Annotated in this window: 24 protein-coding genes and 1 pseudogene; 17 read left to right on the top strand and 8 right to left on the bottom strand. The window is 40.9% G+C overall.

Annotation, left to right across the window (positions count from 1 at the left end):
- Positions 1-39: 39 nt before the first annotated feature.
- Both bla and E5N72_RS19770 read right to left on the bottom strand, forming a co-directional pair.
- Complete coding sequence (gene bla / locus E5N72_RS19775) at positions 40-789, bottom strand: subclass B1 metallo-beta-lactamase (RefSeq protein WP_135926802.1); 750 nt, start codon at positions 787-789, stop codon at positions 40-42.
- 279 nt (positions 790-1,068) lie between these two features.
- Positions 1,069-1,641, bottom strand: a complete 573-nt coding sequence (locus tag E5N72_RS19770) for a cytochrome b (protein ID WP_063528325.1) — start codon at positions 1,639-1,641, stop codon at positions 1,069-1,071.
- Positions 1,642-2,114: 473 nt separating this feature from the next.
- Between E5N72_RS19770 and E5N72_RS19765 the strand changes: the two genes are divergently transcribed.
- The 3 genes from E5N72_RS19765 (at position 2,115) to E5N72_RS19755 (ending at position 4,830) form a co-directional block, all read left to right on the top strand.
- Positions 2,115-2,327, top strand: coding sequence for a DUF2061 domain-containing protein (locus E5N72_RS19765; protein WP_063527308.1), 213 nt, complete (start codon positions 2,115-2,117; stop codon positions 2,325-2,327).
- Positions 2,328-2,728: 401 nt separating this feature from the next.
- Positions 2,729-3,772 (top strand): iron-sulfur cluster-binding domain-containing protein, encoded by a 1,044-nt coding sequence (locus E5N72_RS19760; protein ID WP_240704568.1) that lies wholly within the window; start codon positions 2,729-2,731, stop codon positions 3,770-3,772.
- On the top strand, positions 3,769-4,830 hold the full coding sequence (locus tag E5N72_RS19755) for an acyl-CoA desaturase (protein WP_135926801.1): 1,062 nt from the start codon (positions 3,769-3,771) through the stop codon (positions 4,828-4,830). The genes E5N72_RS19760 and E5N72_RS19755 overlap by 4 nt, the downstream gene beginning before the upstream one ends.
- A gap of 29 nt (positions 4,831-4,859) precedes the next feature.
- Here the strand turns inward: E5N72_RS19755 and E5N72_RS19750 are convergent, their stop codons facing one another.
- Positions 4,860-5,216 (bottom strand): helix-turn-helix domain-containing protein, encoded by a 357-nt coding sequence (locus E5N72_RS19750; protein WP_054553546.1) that lies wholly within the window; start codon positions 5,214-5,216, stop codon positions 4,860-4,862.
- Positions 5,217-5,343: 127 nt separating this feature from the next.
- Here E5N72_RS19750 and E5N72_RS19745 point away from each other — a divergent pair, with 127 nt between their 5' ends.
- From E5N72_RS19745 to E5N72_RS19725, 6 genes and pseudogenes are all read left to right on the top strand, one after another.
- A complete protein-coding gene (locus E5N72_RS19745) occupies positions 5,344-5,925 on the top strand; it encodes an NAD(P)H-dependent oxidoreductase (RefSeq protein WP_135926800.1) in 582 nt (193 codons plus the stop codon).
- 9 nt (positions 5,926-5,934) lie between these two features.
- Complete coding sequence (locus E5N72_RS19740; RefSeq protein ID WP_135926799.1) at positions 5,935-6,483, top strand: redoxin domain-containing protein; 549 nt, start codon at positions 5,935-5,937, stop codon at positions 6,481-6,483.
- 9 nt (positions 6,484-6,492) lie between these two features.
- Complete coding sequence (locus tag E5N72_RS19735; protein ID WP_240704567.1) at positions 6,493-6,858, top strand: hypothetical protein; 366 nt, start codon at positions 6,493-6,495, stop codon at positions 6,856-6,858.
- Between the two features lie 12 nt (positions 6,859-6,870).
- Positions 6,871-8,073: a low temperature requirement protein A gene (locus E5N72_RS19730; protein ID WP_135926798.1), complete on the top strand. Its 1,203-nt coding sequence runs from the start codon at positions 6,871-6,873 to the stop codon at positions 8,071-8,073.
- A gap of 244 nt (positions 8,074-8,317) precedes the next feature.
- Positions 8,318-9,124: pseudogene (gene dkgB, locus E5N72_RS20780) on the top strand (2,5-didehydrogluconate reductase DkgB); the annotation flags it as partial.
- 60 nt (positions 9,125-9,184) lie between these two features.
- Complete coding sequence (locus E5N72_RS19725) at positions 9,185-10,069, top strand: alcohol dehydrogenase catalytic domain-containing protein (protein WP_240704581.1); 885 nt, start codon at positions 9,185-9,187, stop codon at positions 10,067-10,069.
- A 38-nt stretch (positions 10,070-10,107) separates the two neighbouring features.
- Here the strand turns inward: E5N72_RS19725 and E5N72_RS19720 are convergent, their stop codons facing one another.
- A complete protein-coding gene (locus tag E5N72_RS19720; RefSeq protein ID WP_130167741.1) occupies positions 10,108-10,962 on the bottom strand; it encodes a DUF417 family protein in 855 nt (284 codons plus the stop codon).
- Positions 10,963-11,226: 264 nt separating this feature from the next.
- Here E5N72_RS19720 and E5N72_RS19715 point away from each other — a divergent pair, with 264 nt between their 5' ends.
- The 4 genes from E5N72_RS19715 (at position 11,227) to E5N72_RS19700 (ending at position 14,475) form a co-directional block, all read left to right on the top strand.
- On the top strand, positions 11,227-12,057 hold the full coding sequence (locus E5N72_RS19715) for an AraC family transcriptional regulator (protein WP_135926797.1): 831 nt from the start codon (positions 11,227-11,229) through the stop codon (positions 12,055-12,057).
- 26 nt (positions 12,058-12,083) lie between these two features.
- Positions 12,084-12,686 carry a LysE family transporter gene (locus E5N72_RS19710; RefSeq protein ID WP_135926796.1) on the top strand — a complete coding sequence of 201 codons (603 nt, stop codon included), beginning with the start codon at positions 12,084-12,086 and terminating at the stop codon, positions 12,684-12,686.
- Between the two features lie 62 nt (positions 12,687-12,748).
- Positions 12,749-13,456, top strand: a complete 708-nt coding sequence (locus tag E5N72_RS19705) for a helix-turn-helix domain-containing protein (RefSeq protein WP_135926795.1) — start codon at positions 12,749-12,751, stop codon at positions 13,454-13,456.
- Positions 13,457-13,554: 98 nt separating this feature from the next.
- Complete coding sequence (locus E5N72_RS19700; RefSeq protein WP_135926794.1) at positions 13,555-14,475, top strand: EamA family transporter; 921 nt, start codon at positions 13,555-13,557, stop codon at positions 14,473-14,475.
- A 101-nt stretch (positions 14,476-14,576) separates the two neighbouring features.
- On the opposite strand, the gene yegQ is transcribed toward E5N72_RS19700, so the two are convergent.
- The 4 genes from yegQ to E5N72_RS19680 form a co-directional block, all read right to left on the bottom strand.
- Positions 14,577-15,962: a tRNA 5-hydroxyuridine modification protein YegQ gene (gene yegQ, locus E5N72_RS19695; RefSeq protein ID WP_135926793.1), complete on the bottom strand. Its 1,386-nt coding sequence runs from the start codon at positions 15,960-15,962 to the stop codon at positions 14,577-14,579.
- 345 nt (positions 15,963-16,307) lie between these two features.
- Complete coding sequence (locus E5N72_RS19690) at positions 16,308-16,793, bottom strand: hypothetical protein (protein WP_135926792.1); 486 nt, start codon at positions 16,791-16,793, stop codon at positions 16,308-16,310.
- Between the two features lie 79 nt (positions 16,794-16,872).
- Positions 16,873-19,494: a hypothetical protein gene (locus tag E5N72_RS19685; RefSeq protein ID WP_135926791.1), complete on the bottom strand. Its 2,622-nt coding sequence runs from the start codon at positions 19,492-19,494 to the stop codon at positions 16,873-16,875.
- Positions 19,494-20,105, bottom strand: a complete 612-nt coding sequence (locus tag E5N72_RS19680) for a hypothetical protein (RefSeq protein ID WP_199527499.1) — start codon at positions 20,103-20,105, stop codon at positions 19,494-19,496. Before E5N72_RS19680 ends, E5N72_RS19685 begins: the two co-directional genes overlap by 1 nt.
- 720 nt (positions 20,106-20,825) lie before the next feature.
- Here E5N72_RS19680 and ndk point away from each other — a divergent pair.
- The 4 genes from ndk (at position 20,826) to E5N72_RS19660 (ending at position 25,311) form a co-directional block, all read left to right on the top strand.
- Positions 20,826-21,257, top strand: coding sequence for a nucleoside-diphosphate kinase (gene ndk, locus E5N72_RS19675; RefSeq protein WP_036972405.1), 432 nt, complete (start codon positions 20,826-20,828; stop codon positions 21,255-21,257).
- 170 nt (positions 21,258-21,427) lie between these two features.
- Positions 21,428-22,558 (top strand): bifunctional tRNA (adenosine(37)-C2)-methyltransferase TrmG/ribosomal RNA large subunit methyltransferase RlmN, encoded by a 1,131-nt coding sequence (locus tag E5N72_RS19670; protein WP_135926790.1) that lies wholly within the window; start codon positions 21,428-21,430, stop codon positions 22,556-22,558.
- A gap of 114 nt (positions 22,559-22,672) precedes the next feature.
- A complete protein-coding gene (gene pilW / locus E5N72_RS19665) occupies positions 22,673-24,442 on the top strand; it encodes a type IV pilus biogenesis/stability protein PilW (RefSeq protein WP_135926789.1) in 1,770 nt (589 codons plus the stop codon).
- Positions 24,439-25,311 (top strand): RodZ domain-containing protein, encoded by an 873-nt coding sequence (locus E5N72_RS19660; RefSeq protein WP_135926788.1) that lies wholly within the window; start codon positions 24,439-24,441, stop codon positions 25,309-25,311. Before pilW ends, E5N72_RS19660 begins: the two co-directional genes overlap by 4 nt.
- The last annotated feature ends 3 nt before the right edge of the window (positions 25,312-25,314 follow it).

Here is a 25,314-nt window from a genome sequence, read left to right as displayed (position 1 = left end):
AACTGTTCAGATTTAGTTTAAAGCCACCATCATCAACGTCTATTTAAGATGATCGGATATTAATTTTTCTGTATGAGAGAGCAACTCATATCCGCCTACATCACCATGCCCAGGAACAACCATCACTGCGCTTTTAAATTGTTTATTTAATTGCTTTGTAATATTTAGCCAAGAATGAATGTCGCCATGAACTAAGTTACCAACAGATGATGACTGAAGTGATCGAACCGCACAACCACCAAATAAAATTCTTTTTTCAGGTAACCATGCCATAACATTGTCCATTGCATGCCCAGCCCCAGGATAAAACAGCTCAAGTGAGCCAAATTTAACAACTGAGCCTGCTTCTTTAAGCTCTTTAATGGTATTGTTTGGCACTGCCGCTCCTTGCTCTGTCGTTAGCTGAACAGTTAATGGATGGGCAAAAACATCGATCCCCTTAGATTCAAGTACATCAACTCCTGCTGCTCGGTCGCCGTGGGCATGTGTAACAAATGCTTTGCTTACTGGCAGTTTAATTTCAGAGTGTATTGCTTCGAGAAGATCTAAAGTGAGTAACTCTCCCCACGCAGTGTCGATAAGTGTCAAACTATCTCCTTCTTTAACAATTAAGCCATTTGAAGGAAATCGTGTACCATTTGGGTAAGTATAATAAGATGTATGCAGCCACACCCCTTCATCTAGCGCAGTGATAGTGACTTGATTAGGCTTGCTATCTTGCGCTGCACCATGAAAACTACATATTAAAAGAAAAAAAACAAAATAACCGAGCATCCTAAATTTCATCATCGCTCTATATATCCCTAAATTAAGACCAAAAAAAATAAATTATAATAAAAACTACCAATAGGTAGGAATATAATTATGAAGCACTATTTATTTGTAAGTCTATAAGAAGTAGTACTATTTTTTAGTGATATAGAAAGCGAGTATGAGAATTAGTCGGTTATAGCTTTTACGATGTTCGCTAACTAATTCTCTTCAGTGTGATTGAAGAAAGTGGCAATAGTGGCTCTTTGCGCCATAAACATAACACCATAAATCATGGTATGTGGCATCAAGGTTTAACTACTCAGACTTATCTAAATGTTCACTTTTTAGAGGTAACATACGTTTTAAGGTATTATCTGCCAAAAAGTAATGGTGAACTAATGCAGCAGCGGCATGTATACCTATTAAGTAGTAGCCAACTTCACCCACTGTCTCGTGTAATTCTTTAATCGTTTTAGCAAGGTCTTTATTTTCACTTGCTAATGGAGGAAGCTCTAAGCCAAAAAATGGCACTGGTTTACCAGCCATACTCAATATCAGCCAACCTGCTATTGGCATTGCAATCATGAAGACATAGAGCGCAAGGTGCACTAGTTTAGCCAATGTATTTTGCCACTTTGCAGGCTCAGGTTTTATCGCTGGCGTTGAGCCTGCCAGTACACGCACCACTAACCTTATACTTACTAGAGCTAAAACAGATAAACCCAACATAAAATGCCACATTTTAAAAGCGTCGCGGGTTTCTGTACCTTTATCAAACAACTCGCGCAATTCAATACTGCCAAAAACAGTGACGATTAAAATAAACATAAGCCAGTGCAATACAATAGAAAAAGTATTGTAATGAGTCGTTGTATTTTTAATATTCATAATGCCTCTTTAGTAAAAACGCCTTTAGATAAGTGCCCAATTTATACGTAATATAGACTCACAATTAAGCTATCCTTTGAGCGCTCTTGTTGTAATGATCTAAAACAAAAAATGAGCTATCTAAAATTATCTTGTTTACTTATTAGCGAAACTCTACTGTACTTGTTTAAACTTAAAATAAACTTAAGTCATTTAATTATATAAGCTTACTACTCTTTATAGCCCTCAAGATCCGCCTTACATTATCGTGAGCAATACGCAGTTTATTACCCCAACTGACAAGCATATTTCCGAACACCTCTCACCATCTACTTCTATTTGAGTTCGTAGAATTTGAAATAAAACTTCCTGAGCATTACCGTGAAAATTACAATCCACTTTTCCGATTGTAACAATCTTTTTATTCCATTTTAAAGATTAAAAATAATGAGCAATACTAAACTCATCAAATTATGAGAGTTAGGGTATTCAAAATGATTAAAACAGTTACTTTTGCAATAATGCACTTCACAATCGCGTTTACAGTGACCTACTTTTTAACAGGTAGTTTTTTAATTGGTGGCTTGGTTGCCATTGTTGAGCCTGCGGTCAATACGGTTGCGTTTTACTTTCACGAAAAGGTGTGGCGCAATCTAGAGAGTAAGGATAGCTTCAAACAAAACCCAGATGGGATAATGTTTGCATAATAATTAGGTTGAATTGGTTTATAAAACAACGAATACCCATCTTACATATCAAACTGTCAATTAAGCTTTGCCACTAGGGCCGGTGGCAAAGCTGCAAACTAAACTGGCTATTGTTGTTAAGCTTTATAGCCAAATTCAAACACGTCCTTTTAAGAACACGGCCTATAAATGGGCTCTACACTCTCACTTCCCTGAATAATTACCTACATGAGCTGAACCTATCAAGCATATCCCCAAAAAGCAGCTATTCCTAAAGCTCTCCTTATCACATTTTAAATTCTTAAAAGTTGCATATAGCTCCGTCAATTTAGAGCTAATACTCAAATTAGACTTGCAATTATCACTTTTCGACTTACACTTGTGCGCCAATTGAGCGTACACCTGTAAGCTAAAGGCAAAAAATGAGCGCGTTATTTAATTCATTATCAAAACACTTATTACATCATCAATCATGGGCTGGATACTGGGAACCTGTGATCCAGTGCTTTAAACCTGGCTGGCGCGAAGGCTACTTTCGTGCACAAGTAAAACACGTACAAGTGTTTGCTGAGCAAAATGTTGAGCTGGTTCTTGAACCAGAAAAAGCATGGCCAATTCATCAAGCAGGCCAGCATATTGCGTTAACTATACAAACAGATGGGCGATTACTAACGCGTGTATTTACTATAGCCAGCGAACCACACATGGCAAAACAGCAAGGTCAAATTAGGTTACTGATCCGCAGTCAAGAGATAGGCGCGTTTACATCAAAGCTAACTAGTCTGAAGTCTGGGCAATGGCTTAATATTTCTGAGCCTAAAGGCCAGTTTGTTATGCCAAATACTGCTCGCTCTTTAATTATGCTTGCCGGTGGTTCTGGCATTACGCCATTTATAGCTATGCTTAAATCTATACCCGCTGATAGCAAAAAAACCATAACCTTGCTTTATTACGCAAAACCAAACAGCCACTGGCTTAAAGATGAGCTTGAGCAACTAAAACAATCACTGAGCAATTTTGATTACCACTTACTTGAGCGCAGCAAAGATGGCGATGCGACGACATGGCTGACACCAAATGCGCATAAACACTGGTTAGTGTGCGGCCCAGCTGCTTTGTATAACCAAGCAGCCGCTTTAGCTAAGCAATTAGATACGCCTATCGACAGTGAGCATTTCAGTGCAGTCCCCGCTGTTTTAGCAACCTCTGATAAGCACGAACTAACACTCACTCATCAGGGCAAAACATTCACGATTGATAACCAACAAACCTTACTGACCCACTTACAAGCGAATAAGCAACCAGTGACAGTTGGCTGTGGTATGGGCATTTGCCATCAATGCCAATGCGTTAAAAAGCAAGGCATCGTGCGTGATATTCGTACCGGTGAGCTCTCTGATAGCTCAGAGCAGTTAATTCAACTTTGTATATCGCAACCAGTCAGTGACGTGGAGTTATCAGCATGAAGACAACAAAAACAGTCAATTTTGAAAAATTAGCAGCTCAACTCGATAGCGTTAAAGCAGATGTAAAATCAAAACTCGGTGAGCAAGACGCGAAATACATTCGCCGCGTTATTGTTTGCCAACGAGTGTTTGAATGGAGTGGCCGAATTTTATTAATGCTAGGCTTTATTCAGCCTGTTTTATGGCTCGTGGGTGTGCTTAGTTTAGCCACAGCAAAAATCCTCGATAACATGGAAATTGGCCACAATGTGATGCATGGCCAATACGACTGGATGAATGATAAATACATAAATTCAAAGTCTTACGAGTGGGATATAGCGTGCGATGGAGCTAGCTGGAACCGCGTTCACAACTACGAGCACCACACCTATACCAATATTATTGGTAAAGATCGCGACTTCGGTTATGGATTACTGCGCTTATCGAGTGACTTTCGTTGGCGGGTAAAAAACCTGTGGCAATTTGTCACTTACCTATTACTCAGTGTGCTGTTCCAATGGGGTGTGTCGTACCATGAAATGGCAGCCGAGCGAGTATTTTTTGGCAAGAAAAAAGATGACCGCGATTACAAAGTACCGCACAGCGAACTTAAAAAGCGCTTTTTTAGTAAAGGTGCACGCCAGCTAGTGAAAGACTACCTGCTCTTTCCGTTGCTTGCTGGGCCTTTATTTTTGTGGGTTTTCACAGGTAACCTAGCGGCTAATTTATTACGTAACCTGTGGACCTCAACCATTATCTTTTGCGGGCACTTTACCGGTGAAGTTGAAACATTTAACCAGCAAGGCTGCGAAAATGAATCACAAGGTCAGTGGTATTACCGCCAAGCGTTGGGGTCATCAAATATCAAAGGGGGTAACCTGTTTCATGTTATGACTGGGCACTTGAGCTATCAAATAGAGCATCACTTATTCCCAGATTTACCTGCAAAACGCTACCGCGAAATTGCCCCTAAGGTGCAAGCTATCTTTAAAGAGCACGGTATTCACTACAATACCGGTGGCTTCTTTCGCCAGTACTTTTCTGTTGTAAAACGAATTGTGCGCTACTCTTTTCCGTAAATAATGAACGCCAGTGCAAAGTACTGGCGTTAAATCTCATTCGATTCAGACCAAACCCGTAACTCATCAAGAATATGCAGTGCTGAGCGGCCAAAGTCAGTAAGCTCATAGGTCACCGCTATCGGGCGGGTGCTAATAACATGACGGGTGATCATCGCTCTACTTTCAAGCTCTTTTAGACGTTGGTCGATCATTTTTTTACTTGCACCACCCAGCATACGCGTTAAATCATTAAAGCGCACAGGGCCATCTTTTAAATGATAGATAATAGAGCCCGTCCATTTACCGCCAATCAAACGCATGCCTTTTTCAATAGCACACGGCTCCATGCAAGCATTTAAAACTTTTTTTCTACCCTTACTATCTGTTTCTACTGAACTTTCCAAAACATCCTCGCATTTTTCAGCCTAGTTACAAAAAGGTAACTGGTTGATTAAATAATCTAGGTTACTATTATATACCACAGAATGTATTTTGAACACGATAAAGTAACTAGCAAACGGATACTCAACTATGAAAAACGTATTAATTCTTAACGCACATCACTATTACCCTTTTTCTGAAGGTAAGTTAAATGCTGCTTTAATCGAAAAAGCCGACGCTTTTTTTCAAGCAAAAGGCTATCAAACTCGGGTGGTTAATACACAAGACGAATTTGATGTAGAAACTGAACTTGAGAACCATCAATGGGCAGATATCGTCTTTTTGCAATCACCTATTAATTGGATGGGCATGACTTGGTCATTCAAAAAATACATGGATGAAGTGTACACCGCGGGCATGGGTGGAGCGCTTTGCCATGGTGATGGTCGTCATCAAGACAATCCAAAAGCCAATTACGGTAAAGGCGGCACCTTGAATAACACTCAATACATGATGTCGCTGACTTTAAATGCACCTGCAGAATCATTTGCAGATGGCACTGACTTTTTTGAAGGTAAAAGTGTTGATGACCTTGTTTTCCCAATGCATATGAACTTTAAGTTTTTCGGTATGCAAGCGTTACCTACTTTCGCCTGTTATGACGTGATGAAAAATGCAGACATCGACAGCGACTTTGCGCGCTTTGAAAAACACTTAAACGAGAACTTTTAAGGAGCACTCATGAGTAACGAATCTGTTTATAGCAATAAACTCCATCCGGGCAGTGCATTTCCTAGTATTAGTGCTGCACTTTTGAATGGTGAAGAGGCTGTTCTTGGTCAACCTCAACACGGTGCAAGCTGGCAGCTTGTTGTTGTTTATCGTGGTAAGCATTGCCCTTTATGTACTCGCTATTTAAACAGCCTCGAGCAGTACAAAGCTGCGCTATTAGAAACGGGTGTTGATGTAATTGCTGTTTCAGGTGATAGCAAAGAGCAGTTAGAAGCGCATTTAGAACAGTTATCTGTGTCATTTCCACTTGCTTACGGTTTGACTACAGAGCAAATGCAAACATTAGGTACTTACATATCTGATCCCCGTTCACCGCAAGAAACAGATCACCCTTTCGCAGAGCCTGCTCTGTTTGTGGTTAACGAGCAAGGTAATGTACATGTGGTTGATTATTCTAATAACCCATTTGTAAGACCTGATTTAGCAACCTTGGTAAGTGGGCTTAGCTGGATACGCGACCCAAAAAATAACTATCCAATTCGCGGTATGCATAAGTAGAGAGTAGCCATGAGCAAATTTACAACTTTGCTGATTGGCTTGGTGAGCATAATGATGTGCTCACCACATGCCTTTTCAGCACAACTCCCCCATGCACATATTGCTTCACCTAATCACTATGAAGTATTGCTAGATAACAGTGAAGTACTTGTTTTGCGTATGACTTTAGCACCAGGTGAGCAAGATAATTGGCATAAGCATAATGCTGAAACTGTCTACTTTGAGACAGGTGGAAAGGCAACCATCAGTACAAAAGAGTCACAAACAACACTTGAGATCCCCAATGGCTATGTGATGTGGCATGACGCATGGACTCATCAAGTCAAAAATGAGGGTGAAACCACCATCACTGCAATTATTGTCGAAAGGAAATAGATAGGATCAATTATGGCATTAGAAAACCACCCAATGTGGCGCTTACCTAAGCATCACCTAGATTTAAAAAGTTCACATGACCATGTTCATTGGGTTGAATTATTTTATGACCTTATTCATGTGGTAATCATTTTTCTGCTAGGTAATTTTTTAAGCGACCACTTACATTTAAGTGGTTTTCTTACTTTTGCAGGTTTATTCATCACCGTATGGTTCGCGTGGGCTGACTCCAGCGTTTTTAACTCACTCTATGTCAGTACCGATGTAAAACATCGGCTGATAATGGCCTGCCAAATTGTCACAGCCATGGTTATGGCAGCCTCTATTCCCCATGTACTTGACAAAGGCTGGACATATTTTGCATTGGCCTATGCAGCTAACCGACTTATTACAGCGTATCTATTTCATCGCACCAATCAATTGGGGATCGAATCAACTAAATTAGCACGCAGTGTGAGCCGTAACTACTTTGCACTTGCCATTATCTTTGCGACCACAGCTTTTATGCCTGCACCCTATCGTTATTGGGTATTTGGCACTGCGATTGCCGCTATCCAAGTTTTGTATATGGCTCCAAAAATTGGTGTACTTGAAAATAAACGTTTTTTACCACGCCTTGGGCATATGTCTGAGCGCTTTGCCCTTTTACTGCTCATTGTCGTAGGCGAAGGTTTCTTTAAATTGGTGATTACTTTATCAGAAAAAGGAATTTATAAAGTCGACCCCTCTGTACTGGCTAACTTTATGTTTGGCGGTATTGCAGTATTTGTTCAATGCTGGATTTACTTTGACTTTGTTGGCAATGGTAAACCTAAGAATCAACATAAATGGACACTCGTAAGTTGGTGGTTAGCACACCTATTTTTAATGTTATGTGCAGTTATGGTCGGCGTTGCGCTCGCCGGCGAAGTGAAAGCTGGGTTTTGGCAACCTTACCCACTTAAATATGGTGTCATTGGCTGTGTAGGGTTAGCAAGCTACTTATTGAGTTTATTGTGGATCCAGTTAATGATCGAACACCGTGTAGCCCATCGTTTTGCAACAGCTAAAGTAAGAATGTTTGGCGTTATACTCGCTTTAGTTACCATTCCCATTTTACCCCATGTGCCTTCGCTCATTGGCAACTTACTTTGGGGCACAGCACTGATTTCACAAATTGCCTACCCTGTCACTCGCGCATACTTTACCCTTTCAAAAGAAGAAGCTAATTCATAACGATTAAAACACCTTTGCAAAAATGACAAAGGTGTTTTGTTATCCTTGCTGTTTTTCGTAAAGACTTTCCTCGCAATAATATCGCTATCCAATCATCCATTTTTAGGGGTTGAAACAAGCATTAACGGACTCATGTCATTACTAATAGGCAATGAAAAATGCCGGTGTGAATCAACCCATCGAATGGGCATTAAAGCACATCGGCGAATATGTTTTGCCCAAGTTCCATAATTAAGGAGTTATGATGTCACAATCAATTATGCCAAAACTGGGTTTTGGTACATTTAGATTACAAGACGAAGTTGCATATCAAAGTGTGCTAACAGCTATTGAAGAGGGCTTTAGACACATCGACACCGCGCAAATTTACGGTAACGAAGAAGCTGTTGGCCGAGCGATTAAAGACAGTGGTGTTGCACGTGGTGAGTTATTTATTACCACCAAAGTATGGAATGATAAGTTAAATAAAACGGACTTTATTAACAGCGTAAAAGAAAGCCTGACTAAGCTCCAACTAGATTACATCGACTTACTGCTTATTCATTGGCCAAGCCCAGCCAATGGCGAAAGCATGGATGAGTACTTAACCGAGTTACAATCAGCAAAAGAGCTTGGTTTAACGAAAAAAATTGGTGTTTCAAACTTTACCATTGCACAAATGGAAGAAGCCTTAAATATTTTGCCAAAAGGCGCGTTATTTACCAATCAAGTAGAAGTACATCCCTACCTAACCAACCAAAAGGTACGTGATTTTTGTGCGCAAAACGACATTCTCGTTACCGGCTATATGCCATTTGCTGTAGGTAAAGTACTTAAAGATCCAACCATTAAAGCGATTGCAGACAAACACCAAGTGAGCACCGCTGAAGTGGTCATTGCTTGGGAATTAGCGCATGATATGGTGACGATACCGTCATCGACCAAACGCGAAAATATGGCTACCAACTTAAAAGCCCTTTCGCTTAGCTTAAGCCAAGATGAGATTAATCAAATTGATGCCCTTAGCTGCGGCGACAGGCAAGCAAACCCGGATTTTTCTCCTGACTGGGATCATGATGAAGTAAAAACAACTCAAGCTTGGCAATTTCAAGGGGCTGATAAAGCACTCGCTTTGGGATTAAAAGCTGTACCAGCACTTAAAGCAGGGCAAATTTTAGTCCGCAACCTTGCAATTGGTATCAATCCAGTTGATTGGAAGTTTATTCAAGCCAATCCTATTAATTGGCCAGATGCACACACGCCAGGCGTAGACGGTGCAGGGGTTATTGAGAAGGTAGGCGATGGCGTCGATAGCAAACTAATTGGTAAAACAGTCGCTTATCATCATAGCTTAAGTGAAAACGGCAGCTTTGCTAAGCACTCGGTGCTTTATGCTGAACGTGTTATGCAGGTACCAAAAGAGTTAGCTGCTAATGTTGCTGCTGCATTACCTTGCCCACTGCTTACTGCGTGGCAAGCCTTTAGCAAAATACCATTACGCAAAGGCGAAAAAGTATTAGTTACCGGCATGGGGGCAGTTAATAAACTACTGACGCAAATGCTGAACCACAGTGGCTTTGAAGTTCATGCATTATCAAAAAGCTTAACGACAGAACAAGCTGAAAAACTTGGCGTTAAGTTAGTATTACGCGACGCGCCTTCTGAAGGTGGCTACTTTGCACTCTTTGATGCTAACGGCCCTGAAGAAGCTAAAAAGTTAGTGCCACTCCTAAAAGCAAATGGCCATGTGATCAGTATATTAGGACGTATTGAAACCCCAGTCGATGAGCCATTTACGCGCACTATTTCTTATCACGAGATTGCCCTTGGTGCATTACATGATTATGGTGATACACAGCAATGGCAACGTCTTGTAAGTGATGGCGAAAAGCTCCTTAATGACATTGCGTCGGGTAGTTTAAATGTTGAAGAACCTACAGACTTTGAATTTAACAATCTCAACGATGCGCTTGAGTTTTCTAGAATTCAAAAGCAAAAAGCCGTTGTCGTTGTTTAGTGATCATTTAAAAGGCCTCTTTTGAGGCCTTTTTTATTTTATGCGACTGTTTCGTTGGCTGTATTATTGATTACAGCTAGGTGATAAATAATCACTAAGTTTGCAATAAACCACAGATCTTTAATCACAAATTGACCAAGTCCTGCTAAAACCGTCGAACTGCTAAGCGCATTCGGTGCGGTAATTAAAAAAGTTTGCGTCATGATAAATACCGAGCAACAGGCAAGCCCTGCCAATACTATTAGCTTGTTGTTTTTAATCAACAAGCCAACACAAAGCAATAGCACACTGACAATGTCAAACACACCAATTACATTCGATGCACCTTGCACACTAAAAACCTGATATAACCACGACATAAACGGCGATGTTTCTACAAGGCTCACAATTCCCTTCGCCTCAAAAGCAAAAAACTTCATGGCGCCAATCCAAACCAACACTAATGCCACCGATGCATAATTTAAAGCAATATGCGCTTTATCAGTTAAAGCCTCTTTGTAAAACACAAATAAAAACAGTGGAATAACAGCAAAATACTTAATGATCCCCTGCCCTGAACCAATCACAGGAAAGCCTCCTTCACTTGCAAGCCAACGATTAGCGCCAAACAGCGTAATCAAACAGAGCATTGATATAGCAAATGCAGTGATGGTCGGAAGCGCTCTATTGATAAACCCCAAATGTGAATGAAGACTGGTAATGCCAACAAAGCAAAAAGCAAAGCCTGCGATCATACTCATGATGTGAGCTGGCACCTGAGCGTCTAATTTATAGAACGAAAAAATACTGCCAATGGCATTGGGGTTTGCCCCTAAGATAAAAGACAAGCCCAATAACGAAAAACTGATAGTGATAAGTGCAACCACTAAATTATTTGCTGTACGTAAATTCATTTAACCCCCACTTTACTGCTTATTTAAAAGACCCAAGTTAGGGATAAAAACATTCACACTAAAATCAAATATAAGAAAAGCCTAACCGGAATTACTTATAAGAAATTGAAAAATAAATAAAATCATCACTGCTATTTGCTGTTATTTAGTTAAAAATTAATCTCTTTAATTCAATATCAGCAATTTTGTTCAAGTTTTTAGGTTGCCTGCTTCGCTATATTGGCGTAGGAATAATAACGAAGCGCACAACCTTCAGGAGCATCTGTGAGCAAAGACAATCACTTTAAGTACATTAACAACGAACAGCATCAGAGCATCTCGATGTTGACTGCGACTATGAGTGATTTTACCTATGCAAAACATGCTCACGAAGAGTATTCAATTGGCATTACTCTACAGGGGCGGCAAGATTTCTTTTGTCGTAATGCGTTTTATAAAAGCGTACCTGGCAATGTCATTTTGTTTAATCCTGAAGATATTCACGATGGTCACTCTGGCACTGAGCAAAACCTAGAGTATCTAATGCTGTACATTCATCCCGATGAATTTCAGCCTTTGTTCAAAGCGCTAGGGTATAAGCAAGATTGCACATTACGTATGGCAAACACCTTGTATGCTGATCCATTACTGCGTAATCAAGTGATTAACTTATCGAGGCTTTTACAAACCAATAGCACGAGCAAAATAGAGCGAGAAGCTGCGCTATTGCAAATGGCGCAGTCTTTAGTAAGGCTCAACGGCAGCCTCGATTTGCCAACTTTAAGCACCCGTGTTGATAGCTTACTACTGCGCGCAAAAGACTACATTTTGGCAAATATCGACAATGACATTGCTATTGATGACATTGCCCATGCTGCCACTATGTCTAAGTTTCATTTTATCCGCCGCTTTCGCGAGCACTTCGGTATTACTCCACATCAATATGTTTTGAACTGTCGTATTAATTATGCCCGTAGAGCGTTACAAGTTGGCCGCGATGCCACCAGCGTGGCGGTTGAATCTGGCTTTGCAGATGCCAGCCACCTCAATCGTAACTTCAAACGAGTATTCGGTATGACACCAAAACAATTTCAACTGCAATGGGCTCGTAGATAGAGCTAAATTACTGATTTGGAGCTGTTATGGCAGATATCTTTGCATATGCTATTGGCATTATGTACACCCCTGGGCCAATCAATTTACTTGGTTTAAGCAGCGGCTTAAATAAACAAACTCGTTCACACCTTGGATTTTTTATCGGTGTGGGTAGCGCGATGTTTATCTTATTTGTACTGCTTGGCTACCTTGGCTTACAAGTGATCAATCCGCAGTTTTTGCCTTATGTGAGCTTAATTGGTTGCGGCTATATTTTGTACATTGCTTGGAAGGTTGCAAAAGCAAAAGTACAGGTGAGTGATACGTCTGCTGATGCATCACTTAGCTTTTTCGATGGCCTGTTTATGCAGCTATTAAATCCAAAAGCCTTGGTGGCTACTCTGCCAATTGCTACGATTCAGTTCCCAAGTGCAGATATTACCGGCGCTGCAATCGTATTTTGGTCTCTTATTTTAGCCATTCTTGCCTTTGGTGCGCCTACAAGTTACTCGTTAGCGGGCTTGGTGCTTGGCAAACAAGTATCACGGCCGGGTATTTTTAATGTGTTTAATAAACTGATGGCTGTTTTGTTGGTTTATGTCGCGCTAATGATTGCCTACGAGCATGTGCTGACACCGTTATTGGCCTAAAATTGATCATCCCTAGCAAACAGGCATAATAGCGTTATTCAAAAAATGGTTATCACAAAACGATGCAAGGCAACCTATCTATCCGCTCATACAGTACTAAGCCTGTTAGTCATAGCCATGACTATCATCAACTTGTACTGCCCTTAAAAGGTGTGATTGCTATTAGTGTGGGTGATTTTCAAGGTAAGGTCGCCCCCGGTGAATGCGTGGTTGTCAAAGCTTCGCAAACACACCTGTTTACCGCAATGCCAGAGGCACGATTTGTGGTGGCCGATATGTCAATGCTACCTGATAACCTGGCCACTGCTGAGCGCTGCGTGTTTGCTATTAATCAATCACTTTGGGCATTTTTGCAGTTTGTGGCAAAGCAACTTGAGCAAGCGGTTAATCGTGAATTAGAACTTGCCATGTTTAACACCTTCAATTTGCTGCTAACTGAGCAAATTATGCAGCCAAAGGTCGACAGCCGAATTAGTGAGGCACTGCTTTATATTGACAGTCATCTAAGCACTCCTCTTCATATCAAACACCTTGCCAGCATTGCCTGTTTGAGCCCAACACAATTTAAACTGCTGTTTAAGCAACAAACAGGATTGACTGTCATGCACTATGTAACTAAACAACGAATGGAAAAAGCCCAAGCCTTGCTGAGTCATACCGACTACCCGCTACAACGTATTAGTGAGTTAGTTGGTTACAATGATCTTTCATCTTTTAGCCGCAGTTTTTCAAAGTTCTTTGGTTTATCACCGAGCAAATTCAACAAATAACTTTAGTTTTAAACGCCAACAAAACCGTCCTTTTTGTCAAAAACTGCACATCAATTTTGATTATGCTTTTGATATCTTAAATTTAAAGCGAATCATCAATGAACCATACCATCGCGACCATTGCCGTTTTAGTTGCCAGTGTGTTTTGGGGCACAACAGGCACAGCCGCAAGCTTTGCACCAGACATTAGCCCTTTTGCAATAGGTGCGTTTGCGATGGGGTTTGGCGGCGTATTACTTTGTTTAACCTCACTAAAACAGCTAATAAACAATGCGAGTGCACTACGTAAGCACTACAGCCTAACCTTACTCGGCTCGGCTTGTGTGGCTATTTATCCGCTGGCATTTTATACCTCAATGAATAGTGCTGGTGTGGCAATTGGTACCGTTGTTTCGATTGCCAGCGCGCCTTTATTTACCGTCTTATTAGAATACTTAATTGAGAAAAAGCCCATTGCAACTCGCTGGCTAGTCAGCTTTTGCTTTGGTGCTATTGGTATTGGCTTTATCGCGTTAGGTAAAGAACATAACCTTGCTGCTAAGGGGCTGTTTAGCCAAAACATCGGCATTTTACTTGGCTTAATTGCAGGGCTTACCTATGCAGGTTATTCATGGGTTGCCAAACGTTTAATTAGCAACGGCGTTCATTCAAGAGCGACTATGGCAAGCCTATTTGGCGGCGCTGCGTGTGTGCTTTTGCCTTCGTTATTGATCACTGGAGATGCGCTTTTTGCCTCAGTTACCAACACCTGCGTGGCGCTTTACATGGCCATAGTACCGATGTTTTTAGGTTATTGGCTATTTAGTATTGGCTTAAAAACCATCGCGGCCAGCCAAGCCGTGCTCATTACTTTACTTGAGCCTATCATCGCCACCATACTGGCTATTGTGATTTTAAATGAGCAATTTCAGCAAATTGGCTGGCTTGGAATTGGCTTAGTGAGCGTTAGCTTGATAATTCAAACGGTCAATTTTAAACGAATATTAGTGCGCTACTCGAAACGTTTACTTATACCCTGAATTAAAATAATTAGAGAGGAAACTCAAAAGGACAATGTCTTGATAATATAGATTAAATGTATGCGCTAAGTCAGTTTAAACTCACTTAGCGCATGTTTACTTTAGGCTGTTTTAAAAGGATTACGCGTATCTTGGTTAGCATCAAGATTGCGCATCAAAATTGCGTGATCTAAATCGATATCTTCTGGCAGAGGAATTTTAACAATATGGCCTGAGCCTTTTGCATCGCTAATGGCTTCGCCTTTTTTGTTTTCCATAAAATCTAGCTTGAAGTTGATATTCCCTTTTGGCGTCATAAGCTCTAGTGAGTGACCAGTACAGAATTTATTTTTTACATCAATTTCAACTAAGCCATTATCGTTGCGGCCTAATACCTCACCCACAAACTGCTGTTTATCTGATACCGAATGACCGTACTCATAGTTTTGATAGTCTTGATGTGCATGGCGTTTTAAAAACCCTTCGGTATAACCACGGTGTGCTAAGTTTTCGAGAGTTTTAAATAAGTTTGCATCAAATGGGCGACCAGCAACCGCATCATCTATGGCTTTACGATATACTTGCGCAGTACGAGCAACATAGTAGAAAGACTTAGTTCGGCCTTCAATTTTTAAACTATGCACGCCCATTTTTGTAAGCTGATCAACATATTGAACTGCACGTAAGTCTTTTGAGTTCATAATGTAAGTACCATGCTCGTCTTCAAAAGCAGGCATGTACTCGCCAGGACGGCCTTGCTCTTCAAGCATAAATACTTCGTTACTTGGTGCACCATCACCAAGTGTTGGGATCACCGCTTTAGGGTCGATTTTATGCACCATTTCGCCGGTTTCATTTTCGGTGCCGGGTTTCACATCGTAATTCCAACGACATGCATTAGTGCAAGTGCCTTGGTTTGGATCGCGTTTATTAATATAACCTGATAACAAACAACGGCCAGAGTACGCCATACATAGTGCACCGTGAACAAACACTTCAAGTTCTGTATTTGGGCATAGTTCACGAATTTCAGCGATTTCTTCAAGCGATAATTCACGCGATAAAATAACTCGCTCAATACCCTGCTGAGCCCAAAAGTTCACTGTGGCATAGTTTACTGCATTCGCTTGCACAGATAAGTGAATCGGCATGTCTGGCCACTTTTCACGCACCAACATGATAAGCCCAGGATCAGACATGATCAGTGCATCAGGCTGCATCGCAATGACTGGCTCAATATCGCGTAGGTACGATTTAACTTTGGCATTGTGAGGAGCAATGTTCGACACCACATACAATTTTTTATTTTGCGCGTGCGCTTCGTTAATACCGATTTGCAGGTTATCTAGGTCAAACTCATTGTTTCGAACACGAAGACTATAACGAGGTTGCCCAGCGTAAACAGCATCTGCACCATAGGCAAAGGCATAACGCATATTCTTTAAACTACCTGCAGGTGATAACAACTCAGGCGTAAAAGGACGAGGGGTCAAAATAGGTGACGACATGAAAGCTCCATACATCGAACCGAGTACAAGTCGGTTGCATGAATTAATACGATAATGAAGCGCGGGAGTATAATAATCTGCCCAGTAATTTTATTGATCTAGATCATGATTCAATAAAACTCAGCAGCACGGTTATACCAATACGCTTAATTAAGGGATCTCTTTTGAGGCAATAAAACCTTGTTAGCGACAGGTTTGATGCTTCAAAATGTTTAAGTATTATTGCGGATTGGTATTACATAGCATGCATATGAATACAATGATGTCTAAAGCAAAAAGTGACCGTAAGATGGTCACCTTTATAGCAAAGTCGACTGACAAGCTATTCTCATTAAAGTTATAACCTTAAACTCCTGATAAACGCTCTCTGCGCTTTTTCCAAAGTAAAAACTGATAGCCAAGTAAACCGTCAGCTTGCATATTAATACGCCCCCCTGCGGCTTTTTCAATTTTCAACTCAGCGGGCTTGCCTGCTTGCTGAAACTCAAATAGATAAAAGCGCGTAGTTTGTTTATTTAAGTGAATAGCGAGCTGTTGCCGAGAGTCATTATAAAAGCTTATTAGGCTATTATTCTCAAATTGATACCTAACATTTTTATTTGTCGCTATTAACTTAGTCATAAGTTTGGCGAAGCTGTCATTCCAATTTGCTGACTTTTTCGCATATTCTATCGATGCCGGCGCATCTAATTCCCATACAGTCATTAATTCGCTGGGAAATTCACTTTTATCTTGGTAGTTATCTGTTGTTGGGTTTGATTGTGCCCATCCATTAAAAGAAGTAAAGCTTAACAACAAGGCGGCAGCATAGAGTGGGATTCTTTTAAACATTGAAAACTCTTTGATACTGTAAAAATTAAAATAAAGACCCACTTTTCAGTGGGTCTTATGCGCTTAACAAAATAAACGATTAGTCATCTAAGTGCGCGCAGCGACCAAATTCAGCACCTAGTTTAACTGCCTCAACCACTTGCTTAGGGAAGCTAAGCTCACGGTCGCGGCCGTTATCACATACAAATGCTTTATTGGCATCAATTTCGATTGACAGTGTTAATCCAGCCACACCAGCCATAATCTCAGAGCCATTCGCACTTAAACCAAACATGTTATCGGTTAAGATACCTTTTGCTTCGGTTACGCCTTGTTTACCAAAGAACTCTTCTGTTGACATCCAACCAATACCTTTAAGGTAAATAGCGCCAACAAAACCGCCCGCTAATGGGCTACCAGCACGACCCGTAATTACTGACAAGTCGTCGTTTGCATCAAGTACCATGACTGAAGGTAAGCCAAAACCTAATTCAACTAACTCTTCATGGCTGTAGCCTAGGTCACAGTAATTAGTCCAAAAGCTTACCGCTGGAATGTTGTCACACCAACGCAGGCTACCAATTTGCTCTGTGGTATTTGATACTGTGTCCCAAACTTTAACGCCAACAGCGCGACGATTTTCAATTGCACCAAACGCAACATAGCGACCATCAACAGAAATAACTGAGTTATCAATCGCACCAAACTCGGTATGAGTATCAACAAGTTCGCCATTTACCCAAGCAATTTGGGTAAAGCCATTTGTAGAACCTGTAATAGTCTTACCATTGCCTGATATACGGTCAGCTCGAGCCCATGCTGTACGACGGATCTCGGTATCACCATCCACTAGAGCGATTTCTTTACCTGAACCATACGAACGGTCAACCATCTTAGTACCTGGTAACAGTGTTGCCTTACCTGTTTTAACATCCCATACTGTTGGCATACCGACAGAACGAGCGCCTTCACCTTCTGCACAGCGGTTAGTTCCGTCATAAGGGAAGCGTGTATTACCTACGACAAGTTTACCCGCATCATCCATATCCCAAACGCTTTGCGAGCTAAAACCTTGCTGGCTAGATAACGCACAGCTATTACCCGTCAAGTCTTCAAGCATTGATACGTGGCCTGAGTTAATATCCCAGATACCGCCTTGCTTAATTCCGTTGTCATTAAAATGTGCGGTGATTGCTGCTTTAGTTGCAGTTTTATTCATCGCAGTATTTGTAGAGCTCAGTAATGCGTATCCATCAGGGCTAACTAATGTATCAAATGACTTAGTCGCGCTGTCATATAAAAATGGGATACCTGATGACGTTGTTCCTAGCGCCTTCTTACCATTTTTCGCGTGGTCCATAACAAATGCTGAAATAAGTGGTGTATATTGGATACCGTCTTGATAACCGTTAAAGATCATCTCAACTTGCTTTGTCTCGCCTGCTGAAACAACAATTTCAGTTAAAGCACATGCATTATCAGTACTTGGGTCCGCACTTTCATTTTCATTCCAATACTCTGCTTCTGACAGAATATTTGTTTGCTGAGTTGGGTAGCCGCCAGCATTAATCTCTTGGGTATAAAGTGCATAACGCGCACCCGGAGTTAAACCATTAATAGTAAATGATCCATCAGGTCCAATACGACCTTGAGTCATATTACCTGACTGCTGACTGATCACATCTTCATAAGGATTATCAAGATTTCGAGCTATCAAGTTAATACCTGAGTACTCAACGCCTTCTTTTGTAAAAAGCTTGCCTTGAATGCTACCAAACTGTGATTTGTACTCGGCTGTTGGGTAAAGATCAGAGATGTTTACAATATCGTCTTTTACATTAATGGTATGCTGATTAGAACCTGCGCTTGAGCGAACATTAATAAACGGGAACATTGTTTCAATCGCTGAGAAATCTAGCATACTTGAGCTGGTAAACTTAGTTACACCAGCACAACCAGGCACACCATCGTATTGCGGACTATAGCTTGCCGACATATACACTAAATGACCATTTGCTTGAGAGTGAGACATATTAATCGCATGACCGAACTCATGGGTAAATACTCCACCTACTTGCGTGCCGTCAGTATCGTTAATATCAACATACCAGCCATTCATCAACGCAGTGGCTTCTAATATTTCACCTGTTTCTTCATCAGCCCATTCTGGGAATGCAATACCAAGCACTGAATTGCGAGGTACACCAAAATAGTTTTCTAAAATTCCACCGTCGGTGTCGTAGTTAACCCAAAAACCATAGCCGTTTTCAACGCCATAAATTTGGTCTACATTTTCAGCTGTTACATCAGCAATGCCGGTCTTTTCAAAGATTGTGCCTTGAATAGACATCTCAAATGTTGATGTTTCAACATCAGTCCACTCTTTTACAGCGTTCGCTGTCACTGCATTTGCTTGCTCAACTGTTAAAAAAGTATAGTCACGGTCTAGCTCTGTATTCGCTGGGATCACAGTGCCATCAGGTAAGGTAACATCAATGTTAAATACGGTACCTTTTTCAAGCACACTAAATGTTTCAACATCATTACCATCTTTGTCTTTGATCAGCTGACCACCATCGGTCCAAACAGGAATACTGCCATTTGAAGTATCCCATTTGTAAGGCTGCATAGTTTGTTCATGAATATACAAAGGGCCGCCAGCTAATGCACCGGTTGATACTGTTGCTAGCGCTAATGCTGCTGCGATTCTTGAAAATTTCATTATTGTTGCACTCCAGATAGTTTACCCACTAAATCCATAAAAACACCTACATCAACCGCACCTGGTGTGGTTAAAAGGTTCTGTTGTTCAGCTGACAACTTACTGGTGTCTAACCCTTCAAAAACGCCTTGATTAGCAAAAATATTTTCTACCTTACCGTTACGTACAACAAACTTACCTTGTGCCAGACCTACCGTAGTTTGAAAGCCTGTAATAGATGCTGGTTTATACATAAAAGCAATCACTTGCTCGCCTTCGCGCCATTTAGAAAATCCCTCAGGTGTAGCCCCTAAGTAAACTTTGCCATTACCCATTGAACGAGGCTTAATCAAACCAAACTGGCGAAATGTATAAGTTGAGTCTTCTTTTACTTTGCCTTTTGCATCAGACGAAACTTCAATGGTCACTTCAGTGTACGGGCGGTTATTATCAAAACCGTCAGTAACACTAACTACGCGTCCTGAAATGATGCTTTGTGATTCCACCGTCATCTGTTGCAAATTTTGTTGTTTTAATTTCATTGCATTCGCTGCTGGCGAAAGTGTCAGCATCGTGCCTAAAGCAAAGGCCGAAGCACATGACAGCTTGGTAAACGCGCTGCGTAATTTCATTGATATCTCCTTCAATTATTAGAATTGTTTTCTCAGAACTGAACTTTGCCCATGACAAAGAAGCAATCCGTTACTAATTTATGACTGAATAAAAGTCGGAATTCACGTAAAACCATGTAGCGTTTTGTACACTCAAATTTAACATTTGAGTTACATTTTGGTGTAAGATGAATTACTAACCACTAATTAAAGATTGATGCAAAAAGTAGAGTTAAAACACTAATTAATAGAAGAAAATAAAAAACAAAAGGATGATAAAGAATAGAAAACACAGACTTAAATGAACCTAAAATTAACAACCGCACATTAATTGTTAATTATTTGTTTAAGCTAAATAAAGCTAACTTCAGCTTTAAAATTTGAATGCCCTAAAACTAAAAAAACACCTCGTCATTGCTTAGTAAATATCAGTGAAAATAATGTGCTGATTTTGCACTTCAGGCCTGACATTTAGCATAGAGTTCGCAAAACATCTTTATCTACATCAGCGACATTAAAGGTAAGAGTATCGAGTACAAACTATGCACCAATTACTTTGGTATCATTAACTTACCATACGATTATTGGTTGACTGCATGACTTCTCTAGGGAAAATTTATACATTCATAAAAATGCCATCACGCTAATGTTTAATTAAATTAGGAATTTTCACGTAAAGCGCGTATAATTCGCGCCCGTTAATATTTATCCTTTTATATTCAAAATTATTGGAGCATAAAGATGGCTTTAGAGCGTACTTTTTCAATCGTAAAACCTGATGCAGTTGCTAAAAACCACATCGGTGCAATCTACAACCGTTTCGAAACTGCGGGTCTTAAAATTGTTGCAGCTAAAATGGTTCACCTTTCAAAAGAGAAAGCTGAAGGTTTCTACGCTGAGCACAGCGAGCGTCCTTTCTTCGGTGCTTTAGTTGAGTTCATGACATCTGGTCCAGTAATGGTTACTGTTCTTGAAGGTGAGAACGCAGTACTTAAAAACCGTGAAATCATGGGTGCTACTAACCCTGCTGAAGCACTAGCTGGTACTTTACGTGCTGACTACGCAGACAGCATCGACGAAAATGCTGTTCACGGTTCAGACGCTGTTGAATCAGCTGCACGTGAAATCGCATACTTCTTCGCTGACGAAGAAATCTGCCCACGTACTCGTTAATTTCGAGTTCACAGCTAAGTCTGTGATGCAGAAGAAAAAGGGCTTTCGGGCCCTTTTTTAGTCATTAGCTAAGCCTATTGTAAATCTGTTTAGCTAATGACTAAGTCGATTAAATAATATACAATCGCGCACCAAAACTACTTACCACCGTCACTGATTGAGGTTGTTTCATGACCACTGAAAAAAAGATTAATTTGTTAGATTTAAACCGAGACGCAATGCGTGAGCTATTCGTATCGTTCGGTGAAAAGCCATTCCGTGGCGATCAGGTGATGAAATGGATTTATCATTTTGGTGTAGACAATTTTGACGACATGACCAACGTCAATAAAAAGCTTAAAGAAAAACTAAAAGCTGAATGCGAAATTGTTGCCCCAGAAATCTCTGTTAAGCAAGTGGCAAGTGATGGCACCATCAAATACGCTCTATTGCTTAAAGGTGGCCAAGAAGTCGAAGCTGTTTGGATCCCTGAAAAAGACCGTGCAACTTTATGTGTTTCATCACAAGTTGGTTGTGCTCTTGAATGTACGTTCTGCTCTACAGCACAACAAGGCTTTAACCGTAACTTATCTGTGTCTGAGATCATTGGTCAGGTTTGGCGTGTAGCGAAAGACATTGGTTTAGACGGCGACAGCACCAAGCGCCCTGTAACTAACGTGGTAATGATGGGTATGGGTGAGCCTCTGCTTAACCTTAAAAACGTCGTACCTGCGATGGAGCTTATGATGGACGATTGGGGTTTTGGTTTATCAAAACGTCGCGTTACATTAAGTACATCTGGTGTGGTGCCTGCGCTTGACTTATTAAAAGAGAAAATCGACGTAGCGCTGGCTATTTCACTGCACGCACCAAACAATGAGCTGCGTGATGTACTGGTGCCAATCAATAAAAAGTACCCAATCGAAGAGTTTTTAGCGGCGTGCCGTCGTTATATTGATGGCTCTAAAGCAAATAAAGATGTGACTATCGAATACGTTATGCTGCAAGGTGTGAACGACAGCACAGATCAAGCACATGAATTGGTTAAAACACTAAAAGGGACGCCTTCAAAAGTGAACCTTATTCCGTTTAACCCATTCCCGGGTAACGAATATGGTCGCTCAAGTAACAGCCGCATCGACCGTTTTTCAAAAGTACTACAAGCAGCGGGCATTACCTGTATTGTGCGTCGTACACGCGGTGATGATATTGATGCAGCTTGTGGCCAATTAGTCGGCGACGTTGTTGACCGCACTAAGCGTTTAGCAAAGAAGAAAATGCGCGAAGATAACGCAATTGCGGTAAATGTTCACCAAGCATAACCGCAGTATTTAAAGTAAAGCCTTTGTGCTAAACCTTTTATTTTTAAAATAATAGATGCAACACAAAGGCTTTTCGGTAAGATAGGCATACGGAATCAAAGAAGAGATTAGGTAATGCGATCTATACTTGCCCTAACAGTTAGTACATTGGCATTAGCAGGATGTGTCACAGAAAATAGCTACGACGGCAGTAACAGACCCGTTGTTGAAAAAGAAATAAACAACAGTGGTGCGGCGCGCACCCGTATAGCCCTTGCTTTACAATACTTAAAAACAGGCAATAATTCTCAAGCTAAGTACAACTTAGAACGTGCTGCCGATTTTGCACCTGATATTCCCGAAGTTCATTACTCTCTTGCCTATTATTATCAACAGGTTGATGAACCAGAACTCGCCGATAAAGCCTATCAACGCGCATTAAAAATTGCTCCAAATGATCCAAACACCTTAAATAACTATGGTGTATTTTTGTGTGGTATTGGCGAATACGACCGTGCCGCTGAAGAATTTCTAAAAGCTATCGCAATTCCTAGCTATATTCGAGTTGCAGAAAGTTATGAAAATTTAGCTTTGTGCGCAATTGAGTTTGATGACTTTGATAATGCAGAAAAATACTTAAAATCTGCTTTAAATCACAGTTCACAACGCGCTTCATCGCTGATCACTCTCGCTGGAATTCATTACGCTAAAAGTGATTTACACAAAGCAGAAAGCGTTTTAGAAAAGTACGAATCAACAGGCCGTGTTACCCCAAGAGCATTAATGCTCAGTTATTTAATTCAACAGCGAATGGGCCACATCGAGAAAGCTGAAAAAACAGCCGGGATCATTTTACAAACTTATCCAGGTTCGAGCGAAGCAAAAATAATTTCATCAGGCCAAAATAAACGCTCAGAATTTGAAATTTTACGCGAAAAATATCGTCAAGCTCAGTTAGAAGAGCTACAAATTTCAAGTGATAACTTAGCTGTGAGTAAAGAGCAGCCAAAAATTCGTATCGTAAAGAAAAAAGTACCGCAAACAAAGGCACGAGCAGGTCAAAGCACGGCTCTGTCTGCTGAATCTAACTCAAAACCAGCTGCGCAAGCGCTAGCAACAACATCAAGTAATGATCAACAAGCGTACGGTATTGAACCATCAACAATTGATGAAAATAAAAGCCAGCAGACAGCTGCAAAGATTGAAACTGAAAGTACGGGCTTTAAAACAGTTACTTCAACACCAAAAAATAGTAACCAAGCTGTCGATACGTCAGCCGTAATAAGCGCGCTATCTGTTGACGTTACCCCACAGACCACTGCCTCAGTCAGCTTACCAAATACTAAAAATGATGACGTAACGATTGTCTCGTTTGGTGAACCACAATCTGCTTATAAGCCAGAGCCCTCGTTTTCATCAAATCAAGTCGAAGCGGACAGTTCAGGCAGTGTGGTATTTTACGAAGCACAAAAGGATGAAAGCGTATTTAGTACCGACTCTGGGTTTTCATCTACATCAAGCCAACCTAGCTATAATGTGAGTGCAGAGCAAGTACAACTCCCCATGCTAAACCCAAGTGTACCTGCGCTGAATATTCCCTACCATATTATTCAAAATGGCGAAAACCTATTTAGCATTTCGGTGCGATACAATGTTAAACTACAGCAGATTTTGCAGTGGAATGGCTTCAAAGAATCGGATCGGGTCGAAAACGGCACCAAAGTGTATTTAAATGATCCGAACATTTATCACACGATCACTGAAGGTGATACGTTGTACAGCATAGCCACCCAGCATGGCGTGTTAATTGATCAATTAATGCGCTGGAATAAATTGAGCCCAGATGTTGCCCTTGAACCTGGGCATAGACTCTTATTAGTGGACCCTGACTCATACTCATTATGAATGAAGAAAATAACCTAGAACAACCGCAAGAAACGCTCGGCCAAGCGCTAAAAAAGCGCCGCGAAGAAGCAGGAATGAGCCTTGAGCAACTTGCCAGTGCATTAAAACTATCCGTTTTACAGCTGCAACGCCTTGAGAACGATGAGCACGAACTACTCGGCCCTATTACGTTTGTAAGAGGCTACATTAAAAGCTATTGCCGTGAGCTTAAAATTGATACTCAGGCAATTCTTGCTCTTTTACCTGAGCAAGTTGAGCCAGCTAAAAAGTCAAAGATGCAGAGCTTTTCGCGTCGTACAGAAAAAGAAGCAAATGATAACCGCTTGATGCTGTTTAGTTACTTTATCTTAGCAGTGATCATTGGCTCATCGGTTTTTTGGTGGTGGCAAAATAGCTCACCAGCACTTGAAGAACAAACCGCGACCGTAATGCCAAATCAGCTCGAAACCAGTGAACTTACACCTGCAGCAGAACAGTTGAACAATGAAACTGAGCAACTTAACGCGCAACCAGCAACAAGTTCAGTGCCACCAGAGAGTGAAAATGCACAACCTGCTACCAATGATGCCAACGTCGTTGAAGCTAAAAAGCCTATTGAAGAGCAGAGTAATTTAGACCCAGAGCACAGCACTGTGGTAATGCACTTCAATGAAGACAGCTGGGTAGAAATTCACGATGGTAATGGCGATCGTATCGCATTTGGAGTTAAAAAAGCCGGTTACGTGATGACCGTAACAGGCCCTCAGCCGTTTAATGTTGTACTTGGCAAACACCAAGTGGTTGATATTACTTTTCAAGGTGAAGCCGTCGACACCTCACATTTTGCCAAAAATCGCTTAGCCAAATTTACTTTACCGTTATCAGAGTAATCG

Origin of the sequence: Pseudoalteromonas sp. MEBiC 03607 (assembly GCF_004792295.1) — a bacterium.
Lineage (GTDB): Bacteria > Pseudomonadota > Gammaproteobacteria > Enterobacterales > Alteromonadaceae > Pseudoalteromonas > Pseudoalteromonas lipolytica_C.
The sequence above is the reverse complement of the archived record's forward strand: the minus strand, read 5'-3'. Positions and strand labels throughout refer to the sequence as shown.

Bases quoted from the DNA above. Each gene is read 5' to 3' on its own strand.
- E5N72_RS19765 (WP_063527308.1), top strand. From the start codon at position 2,115: ATGATTAAAACAGTTACTTTTGCAATAATGCACTTCACAATCGCGTTT.
- E5N72_RS19770 (WP_063528325.1), bottom strand. From the start codon at position 1,641: ATGAATATTAAAAATACAACGACTCATTACAATACTTTTTCTATTGTA.
- E5N72_RS19670 (WP_135926790.1), top strand. From the start codon at position 21,428: ATGACCACTGAAAAAAAGATTAATTTGTTAGATTTAAACCGAGACGCA.
- E5N72_RS19745 (WP_135926800.1), top strand. From the start codon at position 5,344: ATGAAAAACGTATTAATTCTTAACGCACATCACTATTACCCTTTTTCT.
- E5N72_RS19700 (WP_135926794.1), top strand. From the start codon at position 13,555: ATGAACCATACCATCGCGACCATTGCCGTTTTAGTTGCCAGTGTGTTT.
- E5N72_RS19720 (WP_130167741.1), bottom strand. From the start codon at position 10,962: ATGAATTTACGTACAGCAAATAATTTAGTGGTTGCACTTATCACTATC.
- ndk (WP_036972405.1), top strand. From the start codon at position 20,826: ATGGCTTTAGAGCGTACTTTTTCAATCGTAAAACCTGATGCAGTTGCT.
- E5N72_RS19680 (WP_199527499.1), bottom strand. From the start codon at position 20,105: ATGAAATTACGCAGCGCGTTTACCAAGCTGTCATGTGCTTCGGCCTTT.
- E5N72_RS19690 (WP_135926792.1), bottom strand. From the start codon at position 16,793: ATGTTTAAAAGAATCCCACTCTATGCTGCCGCCTTGTTGTTAAGCTTT.
- bla (WP_135926802.1), bottom strand. From the start codon at position 789: ATGATGAAATTTAGGATGCTCGGTTATTTTGTTTTTTTTCTTTTAATA.
- E5N72_RS19730 (WP_135926798.1), top strand. From the start codon at position 6,871: ATGGCATTAGAAAACCACCCAATGTGGCGCTTACCTAAGCATCACCTA.
- E5N72_RS19685 (WP_135926791.1), bottom strand. From the start codon at position 19,494: ATGAAATTTTCAAGAATCGCAGCAGCATTAGCGCTAGCAACAGTATCA.
- E5N72_RS19740 (WP_135926799.1), top strand. From the start codon at position 5,935: ATGAGTAACGAATCTGTTTATAGCAATAAACTCCATCCGGGCAGTGCA.
- yegQ (WP_135926793.1), bottom strand. From the start codon at position 15,962: ATGTCGTCACCTATTTTGACCCCTCGTCCTTTTACGCCTGAGTTGTTA.
- E5N72_RS19710 (WP_135926796.1), top strand. From the start codon at position 12,084: ATGGCAGATATCTTTGCATATGCTATTGGCATTATGTACACCCCTGGG.
- E5N72_RS19735 (WP_240704567.1), top strand. From the start codon at position 6,493: ATGAGCAAATTTACAACTTTGCTGATTGGCTTGGTGAGCATAATGATG.
- E5N72_RS19760 (WP_240704568.1), top strand. From the start codon at position 2,729: ATGAGCGCGTTATTTAATTCATTATCAAAACACTTATTACATCATCAA.
- E5N72_RS19705 (WP_135926795.1), top strand. From the start codon at position 12,749: ATGCAAGGCAACCTATCTATCCGCTCATACAGTACTAAGCCTGTTAGT.
- pilW (WP_135926789.1), top strand. From the start codon at position 22,673: ATGCGATCTATACTTGCCCTAACAGTTAGTACATTGGCATTAGCAGGA.
- E5N72_RS19660 (WP_135926788.1), top strand. From the start codon at position 24,439: ATGAATGAAGAAAATAACCTAGAACAACCGCAAGAAACGCTCGGCCAA.
- E5N72_RS19755 (WP_135926801.1), top strand. From the start codon at position 3,769: ATGAAGACAACAAAAACAGTCAATTTTGAAAAATTAGCAGCTCAACTC.